Raw genomic sequence first — 15,336 nt, 5'->3', positions numbered from 1 at the left:
GGGTCTGGGAAGTCAGGAATTGCGGATATGGACACTGCTGGCGCCGCTGGGGCGCCATGAACGCGTTGCACAGGGGAAGTTATGCCGGATCCATCACAGTTCGCGTGTGAAATCGCGGTGACCTCACGCGAGCTGCATCTGCATGAAGGGATTCAGCTATTCAACGATTGCCGCATGAAGCATCCACGCATGGCGTGGATCTACCGGTGGGGCATCGGGCGCGTCATCCATGCATGGCGTGGATCTACCGGTGGGGCATCGGGCGCGTGCATCCACGCATGGCGTGATCTACCGGAGGGGCACCGGGCGCGTGCATCCACGCATGGCGTGGATCTACCGGTGGGGCATCGGGCGCGTGCATCCACGCGTGGCGTGGACCCACCGAAGCGTATGGCGGTAGATCCACGCCATGCGTGGATGCGCGCCGCCGGCCGCGCCCGCCTCAGATCTTCAGGTAAACGCGACGCCGGTCCAGCCACCACGCCACGCCCCACCACAGCGCCACGAAGGCCAGCGCCTGCAGCATCGACGCCAGTTCCAGCGCGCCCGGCATGGCCGCCGCCAGCTGCTGCCACACCCAACCCCAGGCACCGCTGGCCAGCAGGACCACCGACATCACCGACGCACCCAGGTAGGCGGTGATGGCATTCACACCGAAACGGCGGCCCAGCGCGGGCCAGCCCCTGCGGTCGATCAGCAGGTAGCCCAGCCACAGCGCCACGGCAGCCAGGCCGCCGGTCCACAGCACGTAGCTCGGCGTCCACAGCTGCTTGTTCAGCGGCAGCACGGTGGCCAGCAGCAGGCCCAGCACGGCAGCCGCCGCCCCCAGCCCCGCCAGCGCGGTGGCGCGGCCGTTGCGCAGCAGGCCACCGGCCAGCAGGCCCAGCACGGTGCTGGCCAGCGCGCCGAAGCTGCTCAGCAGGCCTTCCGGGTCGTGGCCCAGCCCGGTATCGGCGTGCCACTGGTAGACGTAGGGCGCGAACAGGGCGGTATCCAAGCGGCTGGCCGGGTTGGTCCAAGGCGCCAGATCACCGATGCCCAGCAGCAGCACCGCATAGCCCACCAGCAGTACAACCAGCAGCGCGGCCTGCGTGCGCGGCCGCGCGTACACCGCCACCACGCCGACCACGGCCGCACACAGCGCGATACGCTGCAGGACGCCCCAGATGCGGAAGTGATGCGTATGCAGCGCCCACCACACCAGAAGATGCAGCAGCACGCCGGCGATGGCGATGCGCAGCGCGCGTTCGAGCACGCCACGTACCAGCGCTGGACGTGCCGCACGCTCCTGCGCGCGCGGCACCACGCTGAAGGCCATCGACACGCCTACCAGGAACAGGAAGAACGGAAACACCAGATCGGTGGGCGTGCAGCCATGCCACTCGGAATGGCGCAACGGTGCGAACACCGCGCTCCAGTCACCGGGGTTGTTGACCAGCAGCATGGCCGCCACGGTGAGCCCGCGCAGGGCATCGATCGCGCCCAGCCGGCGTGGCGGCAACGTGTTCATCAGGCAGCCTCGTACTGTCCGGCAATCCAGGTGCCGCGCACCTGCAGGGCATCGTCCAGCAGCACCAGATCAGCCTGGTAACCCTCGGCGATGTGGCCCAGGCGATCATCCACGTTGAGGAACTGCGCCGGATAGGTGGATGCCATGCGCGCCGCCTCGGCCAGCGGCTGGCCGAGCAGCCGCACGGTGTTGCGCACCGCCGTGGCCATGTCCAGCGCCGAGCCCGCCAGTGCACCGGCGGCATTGCGCACCACGCCGTCGACGGCGGTGATGGTTTCACCGTACAGCACGTAGCTGGGGTCATCCGCACCCACCGGCGGCATCGCGTCGGTCACCAGCAGCAAACGGCCGCGCGGCTTGGCCGCCAGCGCCACGCGCAGGCTGGCCGGGTGCACATGCACGCCATCGACGATGATGCCGATCCAGCTGTCGCGGTCCTCCAGCGCGGCACCGACGGCGCCGGGCTCGCGGCCCTGCAACGGCGACATCGCGTTGTACAGGTGGGTGAAGCCACGCACGCCGGCATCCAGCCCGTCGCGGATCTCTTCATAGGTGCCGGCAGTATGCCCGGCGGCCACGATCACCCCGCGCTCGACCAGCGCGCGGATGGTCTCAAGCGGCACCCGTTCCGGTGCCAGGGTCAGCAGGGTCACGCCGTTGTCCAGCGACGCGGCCAGCGCGATCTCCTCGGCATCGGGCACGCGGAACTTGCTCGCATCGTGGGTGCCCTTGCGCGCCGGGGCGATGTACGGGCCTTCCAGATGGATGCCGATGACGCCGGGCACGCCCTGCGCGATGGCCTCGCGCAGGGCGGCGATGGCCTGGCGCATCACGTCCACGTCGTCGCTGATCAGGGTGGGCAGCATCGCGGTGGTGCCGAAGCGCCGGTGGGCCTGCGCGATGGTGCGCAGAGCGGCCACGTCGGGCGTGTTGTTGAACAGCACGCCGCCACCACCGTTGACCTGCACATCGATGAAGCCCGGCAGCAGCCAGCCGCCGCCCAGGTCCACCTGTTCGTCGGCCTGGCCCAGCTGCGGCGCGGCATCGGGCAGCAGCGCGATGATGCGGCCGTCCTCGATCACCAGCGCCAGATCATCGCGGAAGTCATCGCCGGCAAGAATGCGCGCGTTGCGCAGGACCGTGGCCATCAGACCGTCTCCGTGACCTTGTTCAGGTGCGGCGGCAGGTCAGGGTTGAAGCCGCGGCGGATCGCCAGCGTGTTGATGGCACGGTAGAAGCTCTGCACGGTCAGCAGCGGCGCGCACAGCGGGTGCGGCGCGACCGCCACGGGCAGGTTGCCACCAGCACCGGCCAGCCAGACCTGCGCGCCACGCGCACTGAATTCCTCCACCACCGCGCGCGTACCGGCGCCGGTTTCATCGGGCTGGGCGAAGGCCAGCACCGGGAAGCCACGGCCGACCAGCGCCATCGGGCCGTGCTTGACCTCGGCCGAGCTGTAGGCCTCGGCGTGCAGGCTGCAGGTTTCCTTGAACTTCAATGCCGCTTCCTGCGCCGCGCCCAGACCGAGGCCACGGGCGAGCACGAACAGGTTGGTAGCGTCGACCAGGCCGTCACTGACCGCACTCCAGTCGCACTGCCATGCCTCGCGCAGCGCGTCGGGCAGCAGGTCGAGCGCGTTGCGCAGGCTGCTGTCCTGCTTCCAGTAAGCGGCCAGCTGCAGCAGCGCGGCCAGCGAGGCCAGGTAGCTCTTGGTGGCCGCCACGCTCTTCTCGGCACCGGCGTGCAGCGGGATGACCGTATCGGCCAGCTGCGCAAGCGGCGAATCTTCCACGTTCACCAGCGCCACCACGCGCGCACCGGAAGCCTTGGCCGCCTCGGCATTGCGCAGCAGATCCGGGCTCTTGCCCGACTGCGAGATGACGATGAACAGTGCACCGCGCAGCTGCAGCGGTGCGGCGTAGACCGAACCCACCGACGGCGATGCCGAGGCCACCACCAGGCCCAGCTGGGTTTCCAGCAGGTACTTGCCGTAGGTGGCGGCATGGTCGGAACTGCCACGCGCGCAGGTCACCACGAACGGTGGCGGTGCCGCGCGCAGGCTGGCGGCCAGCGTTTCCATGACGGTGTGATTGCGGGCGAACTGGCGGGCAACCACGTCGGCCGCTTCGGCAGCCTCGGCGAACATCAGGGTGGCAGTGGGGTCGGACAGCGACATGTCGGGGCTCAGGCGGGATCGGAAGGAAGGGGGCGAGCGCCGGCCGGGCGCATCGGTGCGGTGGAACCACGCACCACCAGCTGCGGCACGAAGCCCTGGTTCTGCAGCGCGGCCGGCGCATCGTCATAGGCATCGCTGCGCAGCTGCGCGATCAGCAGCCGCGCGGCGTGGCGGGCGATGTCTTCGGTGGCCTGCTTGGCGGTGGTCAGCGGGGGCCACGACTGGCGCGAGAACGGGCTGTCCTCGAAGCCGGCGATGGACAGGTCGTAGGGCACGTTCATGCCGGCCGACTTGGCCGCCGCCAGCACGCCGGCTGCGATTTCATCGTTGGAACCGAAGATGGCAGTGGGCGGTTCACGCAACGCCAGCAGGCGGCGCGCACCGCGGAAGCCATCGTCGAAGGTGTAATCGCCCTGCACCACCAGATGCTTGTCCACGGTCATGCCGTAGTCCTTCAGCGCCGCCTCGTAGCCGGCGTAGCGTTCGCCGGAGGAACGGTGCGAGGAGCCGCCCCAGAGGAAGCCGATGCGCTGGTGGCCAAGCTGGATCAGGTGCTCGGTAACCTCGTAGGCCGCCTCGCGGTCATCGACGAACACGCAGGCACCGTCGGCCGGATCCTCAGTGGCGGCAATGATCCGCACCAGCTTGATGCCGCGTGCGGTCAGCGTCTGGATCAGGTCGCGGCGCTCGGACATCGGCGCGGTCAGCACCAGCCCGGCCAGCCGCGAACGCTGCACCCAGTCGGCCAGTTCATCGGCCAGCATCGGCGAGCTGGAATCACACGGGTGGATCTGCAGGCCGAAGCCGGTTTCGCGGCACGCGGCCAGCACACCGTTCTGCACGCCGATGATGTGGTACGGGTTGGGGTTGTCATACACCAGCCCGATCACGAACGTAGTACCACTGCGCAGATTGCGCGCCGACGGATCAGGTTCGTAGTCGAGTTCGGCGATGGCACGCAGCACCCGCGCACGGGTGGCCTGCATCACCGACGGTTCGTTGTTGATGACCCGCGACACCGTCTTCAGCGAGACCTTGGCCTTTTCGGCAACGTCCTTGATGGTCGCTCTGCGCATCGGTTTTCCCTGGGGTTGGCTGCCGTCCATCATCGCCGATCAGCCCTGGTCCTGCGGCAGGCCGGCGCGATGGCCGACCACCGAGTAGAACAGGATGTAGAGGTAGCACGGCACCATCAGCAGCACGAACACCAGCTGGAAATCGATGTGCTGCTTGAGCACGGCAAACAGCTGCGGAATGATCGCGCCGCCGGCAATGCCCATCACCAGCAGGGCCGAGCCGGTTTCGGTGAAACGGCCCAGGCCGCGGATGGCCAGCGGGAAGATGGCCGGCCACATCATGGCGTTGGCGAAGCCCAGCAGCGCCACGAAGGCCACCGAGACATAGCCGTGGGTGGCCCACGCGCCCAGGCAGAACAGCACGCCCAGCACCGCCGAAACGGTCAGGTAACGCGACTGCGAAACCATCTTCGGAATCAACGCCAGGCCGACCACGTAGCCGATGAGCATGGCGAACAGGGTCAGCGAGGTGAACATCTTGGTCTGGTCCAGCGGCAGATCGAAGCCATGGCCATACGTACCGATGGCATCACCGGCCATCACTTCCACGCCGACGTACACGAACAGGCACAGCACGCCCAGCCACAGGTGCGGGAACTGGAAGATGCTGCGGCGCTCGGCCGCGCCTGGCGCGACGGGTGTGGCATTGGCTTCGGACGGCTTGATTTCCGGCAGCGGCGAGAACAGCACCGCCACCGCCAGCACCACCAGTACGCCGGCCATGGCCAGGTACGGGGCGTGGATCTTGGCGGCAAATTCGTTGAGCAGCTGCGCCTTGGTGGCTTCGTCTGCTGCGGCCACGCTGGCCGACAGATCGCCGATGCCGTGCAGCACCAGCGTGCCGATCAGCACCGGCGCCAGCATGCCGGCGATCTTGTTGCAGATGCCCATCAGCGCGATGCGACGCGCGGCCGTTTCGATCGGGCCGAGGATGGAAATGTAGGGGTTGATGGCGGTCTGCAGCAGGGCCAGGCCGCTGCCGATCACGAACAGGCCGCCCAGCGCACCGGGGTACCAGCGCTGGGTGGCGAACTCGCCGAACAGTGCCGCCCCGGCCGCCATCACCAGCAGGCTCAGGCTCAGGCCCTTCTTCATGCCGGTGCGGCGCAGGATCCACGAAGACGGCAGGGCCAGGAAGAAGTAGGACAGGTAGAACACCATCAGCACCAGGAAGGCGCCGACCTCGCTCAGCTCGAAAGCGAGTTTGACGAAGGTGATCAACGGGCCGTTGAGCCAGGTGAAGAAGCCGATCAGGAAGAACAGCACGCCGACGATGGCGATGGAGGCGGCAACGTTCGGACGCGCGCTTGCAGCAGTGACGGCGGACATCAGGTGGGCTCCTGCGGCGACGACCGCAGAAGGCGGTGTCGGAGAGTGGCTGGGAACAACGTTGTCACATTCTTTCGACGGAGCGCAGCGGTTTGTCAACTTGATTGCGAAGACCCGATGCTGCCGTGCTGCACTGCGCAAGGGGTCGCCCGCGCATCGCCCTGAATGCGCTCTGACCCTCGTGGCCCATGGCACAACGGGTTGAGAGCGACCGCCACCTTCACATCATGTAAACGTTTACGGTATTTCTCATTCGTTGCGGCGCAGCAACGAAAATGTCACGAACTCGTTGACATCGTTGTCAGCGCAGCTACAGACTCCGCCCAATCGCCGGGCCTTTCGTGGGTCCGGCTCTCACCTTCAGCAGGAGCCCGCGTGACCGCCAGCCATCCCGCCCCGGCCCATGTCCTGTCCCGCGTCGCGCCCTCGTTCCTGGCTGCCGACGTCGGTGGCACCCATGTGCGCGTGGCACGGGCACAGGCCAGTGGCGACGAGGCCCACCCGGTGCAGCTGCTGGAGTACCGCAAGTACCGCAACGCGGACTACGCCGGCCTGAGCGCGATCCTCTCCGACTTCCTCGGTGACAGCGCGCGGCCCAGCCAGTGCGTGGTCGCCACCGCCGGCTTCGCCCGCGAGGATGGCACGGTGATCACCGCCAACCTGCCGTGGCCGCTGTCGGCCCGCCAGGTGGAAGCCGACGTCGGCCTGCAGCACGTGCACATCGTCAATGACTTCGAAGCGGTTGCTTACGCGGCTGCGCAGGTCGATGCCAGCGGCGTGCTGCACCTGTGCGGCCCGGACACCGCTCCGCGCGGCCCGACCCTGGTGGTCGGCCCCGGCACCGGCCTGGGTGCGGCGCTGTGGATCCCGACGCCGAATGGCCCGGTGGTGCTGGCCACCGAAGCCGGCCAGCCGACGCTGGCCGCCAGCACCGAACTGGAAATGGCCATCGTCCGCCACATGCAGCGCGACCGCGCGCACGTGTCGATCGAACATGCGCTGTCCGGCCCCGGCCTGATGAACCTGTACCACGCCATCTGTGCACTGCAGGGGCAGACGCCGGTGCTGGCCAGCCCCGATGCGGTGACCGCCGCGGCGATGGCGGGCAGCGATGCCCTCGCCCGCCAGGCGTTGGATGTGTTCTGCGGCCTGCTCGGCAGCACCATCGGCGACATGGCGCTGTTCTATGGCGCCCAGGGCGGTGTCTACCTGGCCGGCGGCATCCTGCCGCAGATCCGCGAATACCTGCATGCCAGCACCTTCGTCGAACGTTACCTGCAGAAGGGACCGATGGGCGAAGCGCTGGCACGCATCCCGGTGAAGGTGGTCGAGCACGGGCAGCTGGGCGTCATCGGCGCCGCCAGCTGGTTCCTGCTCCACGCCAACGCCTGAACCTGCACGACCGCTTTCAACGCAATCGCAGCACGCAGTACGTGGCACGCCAACGCACGGGACATCGCCGTCGCCCCGCGCACGTCTTCGCAACCGCAATCGAACATTGCCATCGGCATCCAATCGAGTGATGAGGAGAGACATCATGAACACCCGCAAGACCCTGCTTTCGGCTGCCATCGTCAGCTGCATCGCCTTCAGCGCGCACGCGCAGCAGGCCGCTCCCACCGCCACCGACCTGGATACCGTGACCGTCACCGGCATCCGCGGTTCGATGGAAAAATCGCTGGACACCAAGCGCGAAGCCAACGCCCGCGTTGAAGTGGTCACCGCCGAGGACGTGGGCAAGCTGCCAGCGCACAACGTTGCCGACACCCTGCAGCGCCTGCCCGGCGTCAACATCAGCTCGGCCAGCGCCGACGAAGGCGGCTTCGACGAAGCCGACCGTGTCAGCCTGCGCGGCACCAGCCCGAGCCTGACCCAGACCCTCATCAATGGCCACACCGTCGGTTCGGCCGACTGGTTCGTGCTCAGCCAGGGCAACAACGTCGGCCGCAGCGTCAGCTACTCGCTGCTGCCGTCCGAACTGGTCAGCTCGGTGGAAGTGAACAAGTCCTCGCAGGCCAAGCTGCAGGACGGCGGCACCACCGGTACGGTCAACATCATCACCCGCAAGCCGCTGGAATTCGCCAAGCCTTTCAGCGCTGAAGCCTCGGTGGGCGCGGTGCGTTCGGACCAGGCCAAGTCGACCGATCCGCAGTACTCGGCCCTGTTCAACTTCAAGAACGACGCCAACAACTTCGGCGTGATGCTGCAGGCCTTCTACCAGAAGCGCGAACTGCGCCGCGAGGCACAGGAAATCCCGGGCGGCTTCAGCAAGATCGCCGCCACCGATCCGGTGGGCATCAGCAACCCGGACCTGATCGGCGTGAACGTGCCGGGCCTGCTGGGCTCGACCCTGTTCGAACAGACCCGCGAGCGCAAGGGCGGCCTGGTCACCATCCAGTTCAAGCCGACCGATACCCTGGACCTGTCACTGAGTGGCTTCTCCTCCAAGCTGGAAGCCAACAACTACAACCGCAACTTCATGCTGTGGGGCGGCAACTTCGCCAAGTCGCAGGCACCGAACCCGGGCTACACCGTCACCGACGGCGTGCTCAGCAACGCCACCTACGCCGGCGTGCCGGGCACCAACTACGGTGTCTACGACATGATCTACCGTGAAGCCACGGCCAAGACCAACTACGTCACCTTCGACGCAGACTGGCAGATCACCGACAACCTGGGCATGAAGTTCCAGGCCGGTACCACCAAGGGCACCGGCGAGACCCCGCGCCAGTTCATCGCCGAAGTCACCGTGGGCCAGGGCGGCGGCGCCAGCTGGGCCACCCACGGCGCCGGTTCGCCGGTGGACTGGAACATCGGCGGTGACATCAGCCCGACGGGCGTGACCAGCTTCGGTACCTGGGGCAACCAGCTGGTGCGCGCCGAGGACGAGGAAAACTGGGCCACCCTGGACTTCAGCCAGTACTTCGGCACCGGCGCACTGAACTCGATCGACTTCGGCGTGCGCTTCGCCGACCACGAACGCGAAGCCCTGTCGCCGGAAGGCGCCACCCCGGGCGACATCTGGTCGGCCCTGCGCGGCAGCGCCACCGGCAACTACCCCAGCGGCTTCGCCGGTGACATCGGCGGCACCTTCCCGCGCAACATCTGGTACTACACGCCGGATGCGCTGAAGAGCGCGATCATCAACAACTCCACCTGGCTGGCCGGCAACGATGGCCCGACCGGTCGCCACAACTATGGCGCCGAGTGGAAGGTGAAGGAGAAGAACTTCGCCGGCTACGTGCAGGCCAACTTCAGCGGCGACTGGTGGAGCGGCAACGTCGGCCTGCGCTACGTCAACATCAAGCAGGACATCGACACCTACAACGCGGTGAGCAACGCCGCCGATGCCGACGTCAGCAGCCTGTTCGGCATGTGGGAACGCACCGCCTTCCAGAACAAGCGCAACCGCGTGCTGCCGAGCGCGAACATCAAGTTCGATCTGGACGACAAGCTGGTGCTGCGCGTGGCCGCATCGCAGACCCAGACCCTGCCGGACTACTCGGCGCTGGGCACCTCATCCTGGGGCTCGGATCTGAACAAGACCGGCGGCGGCGGCAACCCGAACCTGAAGCCGACCCTGTCGACCAACCTGGACGCGAACCTGGAGTGGTACTTCATGCCGCGCGGCCTGCTGTCGGTGGGTGCGTACCACATGGACATGAAGGACTACATCGCCTTCGACGTGGTCTCGCGCCAGCTGTACAGCGAACTGACCAACCAGCTCGAGACCTACCAGATCTCCACCCCGATCAACGCCGACGGCAAGGTGACCGGCGTGGAAGTGGCCTACGAACAGCCGATCGGCGAGTACTTCGGCTTCAACGCCAACTACACCTACGCCAACGGCACGACCGCGCACACCTGGTCGGACGGTTCGCACAACCTGCTGGGCACCTCGAAGAACACCTACAACGTCGGTGCGTACTTCGAGAACGAGCGCTTCGGCGCCCGCGTCAGCTACACCTACCGCTCTTCGTTCCTGATCAGCCTGTCGGGCACCAACCCGTACTACCAGGATGATTTCGGCACGCTGTCGGCCTCGCTGAGCTACAAGGCGACCGACTGGCTGAGCGTCAGCCTGGATGCGCTGAACCTCAACAACCCGACCTACAAGTACTACCAGACCGCGGCCATCCCGACCTCGTTCTACAGCAACGGTCGCCAGTACTACCTGAACTTCCGCTTCAAATACTGATCCACCGGCAGCTCCACCGCCGAGTCGTGCACGCACGCCGGGCCTGGGTCATTCCGGGCCCGGCGTTTTTCATGTATAGCGAACATCGCACCCGATCCAAGGAGTCCTTCCGATGACGAAGCCCACCCGCGCCAGGATGCCCTGCCTTCTGCTGCTGGGCGCCCTGCTGGCCGCCCTGCCCGCCTTGCCGGCGCTGGCTGCTGATGCCCCGGCACTGGATACCGGCCCCGGCCCGCAGCTGCGCGCCGACAGCCTGATGCTGATCCCCGCACCGGCCAACGTGCAGCCTGGCAAGGGTGCTGGCATCACCGTGGCCGCAGGCACGGCGCTGCGCGCCGACAGCGACGCCGAGCAGCGCGTGGCGGGCCAGTTCGCCGATCTGCTCGCCCGCAGCGGCGGCCCGCACCTGGTGCTCGCCACCGGCAAGGCCGCAGCCAAGGCCGGTGGCATCCGCTTCCAGATCATCCCCACCTTCCGCGACAGCGGCGAGGGCTACACGCTGGAAAGCACCGCGCAGGGCGTGCTGGTGCAGGCCGGCAACGAAACCGGCCTGTTCTATGGCGCCACCACGCTGGCCCAGCTGGCCACCGGCGGCAGCCAGGGCGCGCTGCCGGCCGTACAGATCCAGGATGCGCCGCGCTTTGTCTGGCGCGGCTTCATGCTCGACTCGGCGCGCCACTTCCAGAGCCTGGACGAAATCAAGCGCGTGCTCGATGCGATGGCCGCGCACAAGCTCAACACCTTCCACTGGCATCTGACCGATGACCAGGGCTGGCGCATGGAGATCAAGCGCTACCCGAAGCTGACCGAAGTGGGCAGCTGCCGCCTGCCGGCCGGCGATGGCGGCATCGATCCGGTAACCGGGCAGGAATACCCGTACTGCGGTTTCTACACGCAGGAGCAGATCCGCGAAGTGATCGCCTATGCGGCCAAGCTGCATATCCAGGTGATTCCGGAGATCGACGTGCCCGGCCACGCCACCGCCGCCATCGCCGCCTACCCGGAACTGGGTTCGATCAGCACCCCGCTGAAGCCGATCAGCGAATGGGGTGTGTTCCCGAACCTGTTCAATACCGAAGACAGCACCGTGCAGTTCCTGGAGAACGTGCTGGAAGAAGTGATCCAGCTGTTCCCGGCCAAGTACGTGCACGTCGGCGGCGATGAAGCGGTCAAGGACCAGTGGATTGCCTCGAAGCAGGTACAGCAGCGCATGCGCCAGCTGGGCATCAAGGATGAGATGGCCATGCAGAGCCACATCATCAAACGGCTGGAAACCTTCCTGGAAGCGCACGACCGCCGCCTGATCGGCTGGGACGAGATTCTCGAAGGCGGCCTGCCACCGCAGGCCACGGTGATGTCCTGGCGCGGCACCGAAGGCGGCCTGGCCGCGGCCAGCAGCGGCCACGACGTGGTGATGTCCCCGGTCACCCACCTGTACCTGGATTACCTGCAGACCGGTTCGCCCAATGAGCCACCGGGCCGCCCGACCCAGGTCAACCTGGCCAAGCTGTACGCCTTCGAGCCGGTGCCGGCCGAGCTGGCCGCCGACAAGCGCGGGCACATCCTCGGCCTGCAGGCGAACATGTTCACCGAGCACACGCGCAGCTACGCACGCCTGCAGCACAACCTTTTCCCGCGCCTGGCGGCGGTGGCCGAAACCGGTTGGAGCGAGCCGGAGCATCGTGATTTCCGCGATTTCCTCGCCCGCCTGCCCGCACAGCTGCAGCGCTACCGCGCCTGGGGCCTGGCCTATGCGCAGACCCCGTTCGAAGTGGGCGTGGGCCATACCGATGACCGCACCGCGAACACGGTGACCGTGTCGCTGGCCAACCCGCTGGGCTATGAAGTGCGCTACAGCACCGATGGCACGCCGGTATCGGCCACCTCGCCGCTTTACCGCCAGCCGCTGACCCAGCCGCTGCCGGCCACCGTGCAGGCCGCCGCGTTCTTCCAGGGCCAGCCACTGGCAGCAGCACCGACGGTGGCGTCGTTCACCGCGCAGTCGCTGCTCAGCCGCCACAGCCAGGAACTGCGCAGCTGCGTGGGCGAAAAGGGCCTGGTGCTGCGCCTGGAAGACGATGGCCCGCGCGAAGGCGCGCGCACGGTGTTCACGGTGGATATCTTCCAGCCGTGCTGGCGCTGGCCGGCGGCGCAGCTTGATGGCATCGGCAGCGTGGAGGTACGGGCCGGGCGCATTCCGTACTACTTCCAGCTGGCCCACGATGAGCCCGCGCGGAAGTTCGAGAAGGCCAAGAGCCGCAACGGCGAGATGCTGATCCGTCGCGGCGACTGCACCGGCAAAGTCGTGGCCCAGGTGCCGCTGCCGGCCAGCACCGATGCCGATGGCTTCGTCACCCTGCGTGCGGCACTACCGAAGGGTGTGTCGGGCACGGATGATCTGTGCATCAACTTCACCGGCGATACGCGCCCGGCGATGTGGGTGCTGGATGAGGTGACGCTGCAGAAATGATGCAGGACACGGTGGAGCCGAGCATGGGCTCGGCTCTACCGGTGCAGCATCCACGCGTGGCGTCGATCTTCTGTAGAGCCGAGCCTGTGCTCGGCTGCTTTTCCACGGGAAAGCCGAGCATGGGCTCGGCTCTACAAGGCGCTCAGCCCCGCCAGCGCAGCAGCAGGTCGCGCAGCGGGGTCAGCGCGGTCGCCAGGCCCGACAGCACGCCCACCGTATTGGCCAGCGCATCCATCGGGTCGGCACTTCGGGTGGCGGTCAGCGCGCCCTGTGCGAACTCGATGCCCACGCCCATCACCACCAGGCCCACCCCCGCCCACAGCAGCGGGCTGCCACGGCGGAACAACTGCACCGCGCTGCCGGACAGGATGAAGTAGGCCAGGAAGTGCTCGACCTTGTCGCCGTTCTCCGGCAGGTCGATCGGCGGCGGCGGGATCAGGCAGACCACGATCACCACCAGCACTGCCAGCAGCCACAGCGCCATCCACAGCCGCGGCCGGCGCAGCGGCTTGATCACCTGCAACGCGGCACTCACAGGCGCCAGCTCAGGTCACCCAGTTCGAAGGCCGGTTCGAAGTCCACCGCACGCTGCAGGCCGATCACCTGGAAACGCTCGCCCATCCCGGTCGGCAGGGTCAGCTTCTTCACCTGGTCACGCAGCTGGATGCGGCCCACTTCATCGGTACGCTCCTCGGCCAGCACCAGCACCTGGTCAAGGCCGTTGCCCAGCAGGAAACTGGACTGGCTGCAGTAACCGGCCAGTTCGAACCCACCGTGCAGGCCGGCCTCGGCCATCGCGGTGAAATCCACCGATGCGGTGATGTCCTGCAGGCCCGGCCAGCGGTAGACCTCGTTGTGCACATGGTGCCGATAGAACGCCCGCACGGTGCCGTCATCGCGGTCGTGCTGGTAGAACTCGCCACGGTTGTAGCCGTAATCGACGAACAGCATCGCGCCGCGCTGCAGGCCGCCGGCCACCGCCTGCAGCCAGTACGGCAGCTGCGGCAGCACTTCGGAACGGTAGCCATCGGCGAAGGGCTTTTCCAGATAGCGCTCGAGGTGCCGCACGGCACCGTTGAGCAGCACGTCGGCCGGCTGCGCGCCGCGCATGAAGTTGCCATCGCCATCCAGCTCGACGGTCTCTTCGTAGACCTCGCCATCCTTGATGAGGAAGCGCGGGGTCGGCAGCGCGTCGATCACTTCGTTGGCAAACACCACGCCGTTCCAGTCGTCATCGAACGGCCGATCAACCCACTCCACCCGGCTGGCCAGCTCGGCCGGCAGATTCTGCTGCAGGCGCTGCTGCTGGCGCTGGCGCAGGTCGGCACTGGGTTCGAGGATGGCGTAGCGCGCCGGCAGTGCGTCCAGCTCGGCCAGCCGCAGCAGCACGGCCTCGGCGAAGGCGCCGGTGCCGCCGCCCAGTTCCAGCATGCGCGCCTGCGCATCGAGCTGGGCGAACACCGGCGCCAGTGCGTTGGCCACGCTTCCGGCGAACAGGCTGCCGAGCTCGGGCGCGGTGGTGAAATCGCCACTGCCACCGAACTTGCTGGCGCCGGCGCTGTAGTAGCCCCAGCCGGGGGCATACAGGCACAGCTCCATGAAGCGCGAGAACGGGATCGCCCCGCCCTGCGCAAGGATTTCGGCCCGCAGGGCGGCCGCCAGCTGGTCGCTGTGGGCCAGGGCGTCGGCGTCGGGCAGGGGGAAGGTGGGCTGCATGGTGTCTTCGAATGCGGTGACAATGGTGCACAGGATAGCCGAGCCTTGGAGGACCCTCATGAGCGACACCGCCCCCGTGGCCCTGATCACCGGCAGCGCCCGCCGGATCGGTGCGGCCATCGCCCGCCAGTTCCACGCCTGTGGCTGGTCGGTGGTGCTGCACGCCCACACATCCAGCGCCGAGCTGCAGCAGGCCGCGTTCGACCTGGAAAACATCCGCCCGGGCAGCGTGCTGGCCCTGCAGGCCGACCTGCGTGACGCCGATGCCCTGCCCGACCTGGTGGAACAGGCCGTGGCCCACTTCGGCCGCCTGGATGCGCTGGTCAACAACGCCTCCAACTTCTTCCCGACCCCGCTGGGCCAGGTCACCGCCGAGGCGCTGGACGAGCTTTACGCGGTCAACGCCCGTGCGCCGCTGCTGCTGTCACAGGCCGCCGCACCGCATCTTCGTCGCCAGCAGGGCTGCATCGTCAACCTGACCGACCTGCACGGCACCGACCCGATGCGCGACCACATCGCCTACACCATGGCCAAGGCCGCGCTGGAGATGGCCACCCGTTCGCTGGCGCTGGAACTGGCACCGAAAGTGCGGGTGAATGCCGTGGCGCCGGGCGCGATCCTGTGGCCGGAGCAGGGCAAGGATGATTTCGCCCGCGAGACGCTGCTGGCGCGCACGCCGCTGGCCCGCATCGGCACCGTCGAGGAGATCGCCGAGGCGGTCTACTGGCTGGTGGCCGAGGCCAGCTTCGTCACCGGCCACACGCTGCGCGTCGATGGTGGGCGTACGGTCAGTTGACATGGAGCCGGCCAGCGGCGGCACCTTCCCGAACTGCGAAGTGGCCCCGGCCGGCAGCGGCTACT

11 protein-coding genes are annotated in these 15,336 nt (G+C 67.5%); 4 read left to right on the top strand and 7 right to left on the bottom strand.

Translation table 11 applies throughout. From position 1 onward, the window contains the following. Positions 1-442: 442 nt before the first annotated feature. The 5 genes from ACQKDV_RS07990 to ACQKDV_RS07970 are packed head-to-tail and all read right to left on the bottom strand — an operon-like array spanning position 443 to position 6,091. Positions 443-1,510: an acyltransferase family protein gene (locus ACQKDV_RS07990; RefSeq protein ID WP_427783222.1), complete on the bottom strand. Its 1,068-nt coding sequence runs from the start codon at positions 1,508-1,510 to the stop codon at positions 443-445. Further along, positions 1,510-2,658, bottom strand: coding sequence for an N-acetylglucosamine-6-phosphate deacetylase (gene nagA, locus ACQKDV_RS07985; RefSeq protein WP_427783221.1), 1,149 nt, complete (start codon positions 2,656-2,658; stop codon positions 1,510-1,512). The genes ACQKDV_RS07990 and nagA overlap by 1 nt, the downstream gene beginning before the upstream one ends. Next, positions 2,658-3,686 carry an SIS domain-containing protein gene (locus tag ACQKDV_RS07980; RefSeq protein ID WP_427783220.1) on the bottom strand — a complete coding sequence of 343 codons (1,029 nt, stop codon included), beginning with the start codon at positions 3,684-3,686 and terminating at the stop codon, positions 2,658-2,660. The genes nagA and ACQKDV_RS07980 overlap by 1 nt, the downstream gene beginning before the upstream one ends. Positions 3,687-3,694: 8 nt before the next feature. After that, positions 3,695-4,762, bottom strand: coding sequence for a LacI family DNA-binding transcriptional regulator (locus ACQKDV_RS07975; RefSeq protein ID WP_427783219.1), 1,068 nt, complete (start codon positions 4,760-4,762; stop codon positions 3,695-3,697). Between the two features lie 39 nt (positions 4,763-4,801). After that, on the bottom strand, positions 4,802-6,091 hold the full coding sequence (locus ACQKDV_RS07970; RefSeq protein ID WP_427783218.1) for a sugar MFS transporter: 1,290 nt from the start codon (positions 6,089-6,091) through the stop codon (positions 4,802-4,804). A 375-nt stretch (positions 6,092-6,466) separates the two neighbouring features. On the opposite strand from ACQKDV_RS07970, the gene ACQKDV_RS07965 reads away from it, so the two are divergent. From ACQKDV_RS07965 to ACQKDV_RS07955, 3 genes are all read left to right on the top strand, one after another. Then, positions 6,467-7,483, top strand: coding sequence for a glucokinase family protein (locus ACQKDV_RS07965; protein WP_427783217.1), 1,017 nt, complete (start codon positions 6,467-6,469; stop codon positions 7,481-7,483). 145 nt (positions 7,484-7,628) lie between these two features. After that, a complete protein-coding gene (locus ACQKDV_RS07960) occupies positions 7,629-10,289 on the top strand; it encodes a TonB-dependent receptor (protein WP_427783216.1) in 2,661 nt (886 codons plus the stop codon). Between the two features lie 112 nt (positions 10,290-10,401). Continuing rightward, positions 10,402-12,759, top strand: a complete 2,358-nt coding sequence (locus ACQKDV_RS07955; protein WP_427783215.1) for a beta-N-acetylhexosaminidase — start codon at positions 10,402-10,404, stop codon at positions 12,757-12,759. A gap of 142 nt (positions 12,760-12,901) precedes the next feature. On the opposite strand, the gene ACQKDV_RS07950 is transcribed toward ACQKDV_RS07955, so the two are convergent. Together ACQKDV_RS07950 and ACQKDV_RS07945 are read right to left on the bottom strand one after the other, a co-directional pair. Beyond that, positions 12,902-13,294 carry a VanZ family protein gene (locus ACQKDV_RS07950; RefSeq protein WP_427783214.1) on the bottom strand — a complete coding sequence of 131 codons (393 nt, stop codon included), beginning with the start codon at positions 13,292-13,294 and terminating at the stop codon, positions 12,902-12,904. Further along, positions 13,291-14,475 (bottom strand): class I SAM-dependent methyltransferase, encoded by a 1,185-nt coding sequence (locus ACQKDV_RS07945; protein ID WP_427783235.1) that lies wholly within the window; start codon positions 14,473-14,475, stop codon positions 13,291-13,293. The genes ACQKDV_RS07950 and ACQKDV_RS07945 overlap by 4 nt, the downstream gene beginning before the upstream one ends. A 58-nt stretch (positions 14,476-14,533) precedes the next feature. On the opposite strand from ACQKDV_RS07945, the gene ACQKDV_RS07940 reads away from it, so the two are divergent. Next, a complete protein-coding gene (locus tag ACQKDV_RS07940) occupies positions 14,534-15,271 on the top strand; it encodes a pteridine reductase (protein WP_427783213.1) in 738 nt (245 codons plus the stop codon). Positions 15,272-15,336 lie beyond the last annotated feature (65 nt).

Origin of the sequence: Stenotrophomonas sp. NPDC077659, from assembly GCF_050268705.1 — a bacterium.
Lineage (GTDB): Bacteria > Pseudomonadota > Gammaproteobacteria > Xanthomonadales > Xanthomonadaceae > Stenotrophomonas.
The sequence above is the reverse complement of the archived record's forward strand: the minus strand, read 5'-3'. Positions and strand labels throughout refer to the sequence as shown.

Bases quoted from the DNA above. Each gene is read 5' to 3' on its own strand.
- ACQKDV_RS07990 (WP_427783222.1), bottom strand. From the start codon at position 1,510: ATGAACACGTTGCCGCCACGCCGGCTGGGCGCGATCGATGCCCTGCGC.
- nagA (WP_427783221.1), bottom strand. From the start codon at position 2,658: ATGGCCACGGTCCTGCGCAACGCGCGCATTCTTGCCGGCGATGACTTC.
- ACQKDV_RS07980 (WP_427783220.1), bottom strand. From the start codon at position 3,686: ATGTCGCTGTCCGACCCCACTGCCACCCTGATGTTCGCCGAGGCTGCC.
- ACQKDV_RS07975 (WP_427783219.1), bottom strand. From the start codon at position 4,762: ATGCGCAGAGCGACCATCAAGGACGTTGCCGAAAAGGCCAAGGTCTCG.
- ACQKDV_RS07970 (WP_427783218.1), bottom strand. From the start codon at position 6,091: ATGTCCGCCGTCACTGCTGCAAGCGCGCGTCCGAACGTTGCCGCCTCC.
- ACQKDV_RS07960 (WP_427783216.1), top strand. From the start codon at position 7,629: ATGAACACCCGCAAGACCCTGCTTTCGGCTGCCATCGTCAGCTGCATC.
- ACQKDV_RS07955 (WP_427783215.1), top strand. From the start codon at position 10,402: ATGACGAAGCCCACCCGCGCCAGGATGCCCTGCCTTCTGCTGCTGGGC.
- ACQKDV_RS07945 (WP_427783235.1), bottom strand. From the start codon at position 14,475: ATGCAGCCCACCTTCCCCCTGCCCGACGCCGACGCCCTGGCCCACAGC.
- ACQKDV_RS07940 (WP_427783213.1), top strand. From the start codon at position 14,534: ATGAGCGACACCGCCCCCGTGGCCCTGATCACCGGCAGCGCCCGCCGG.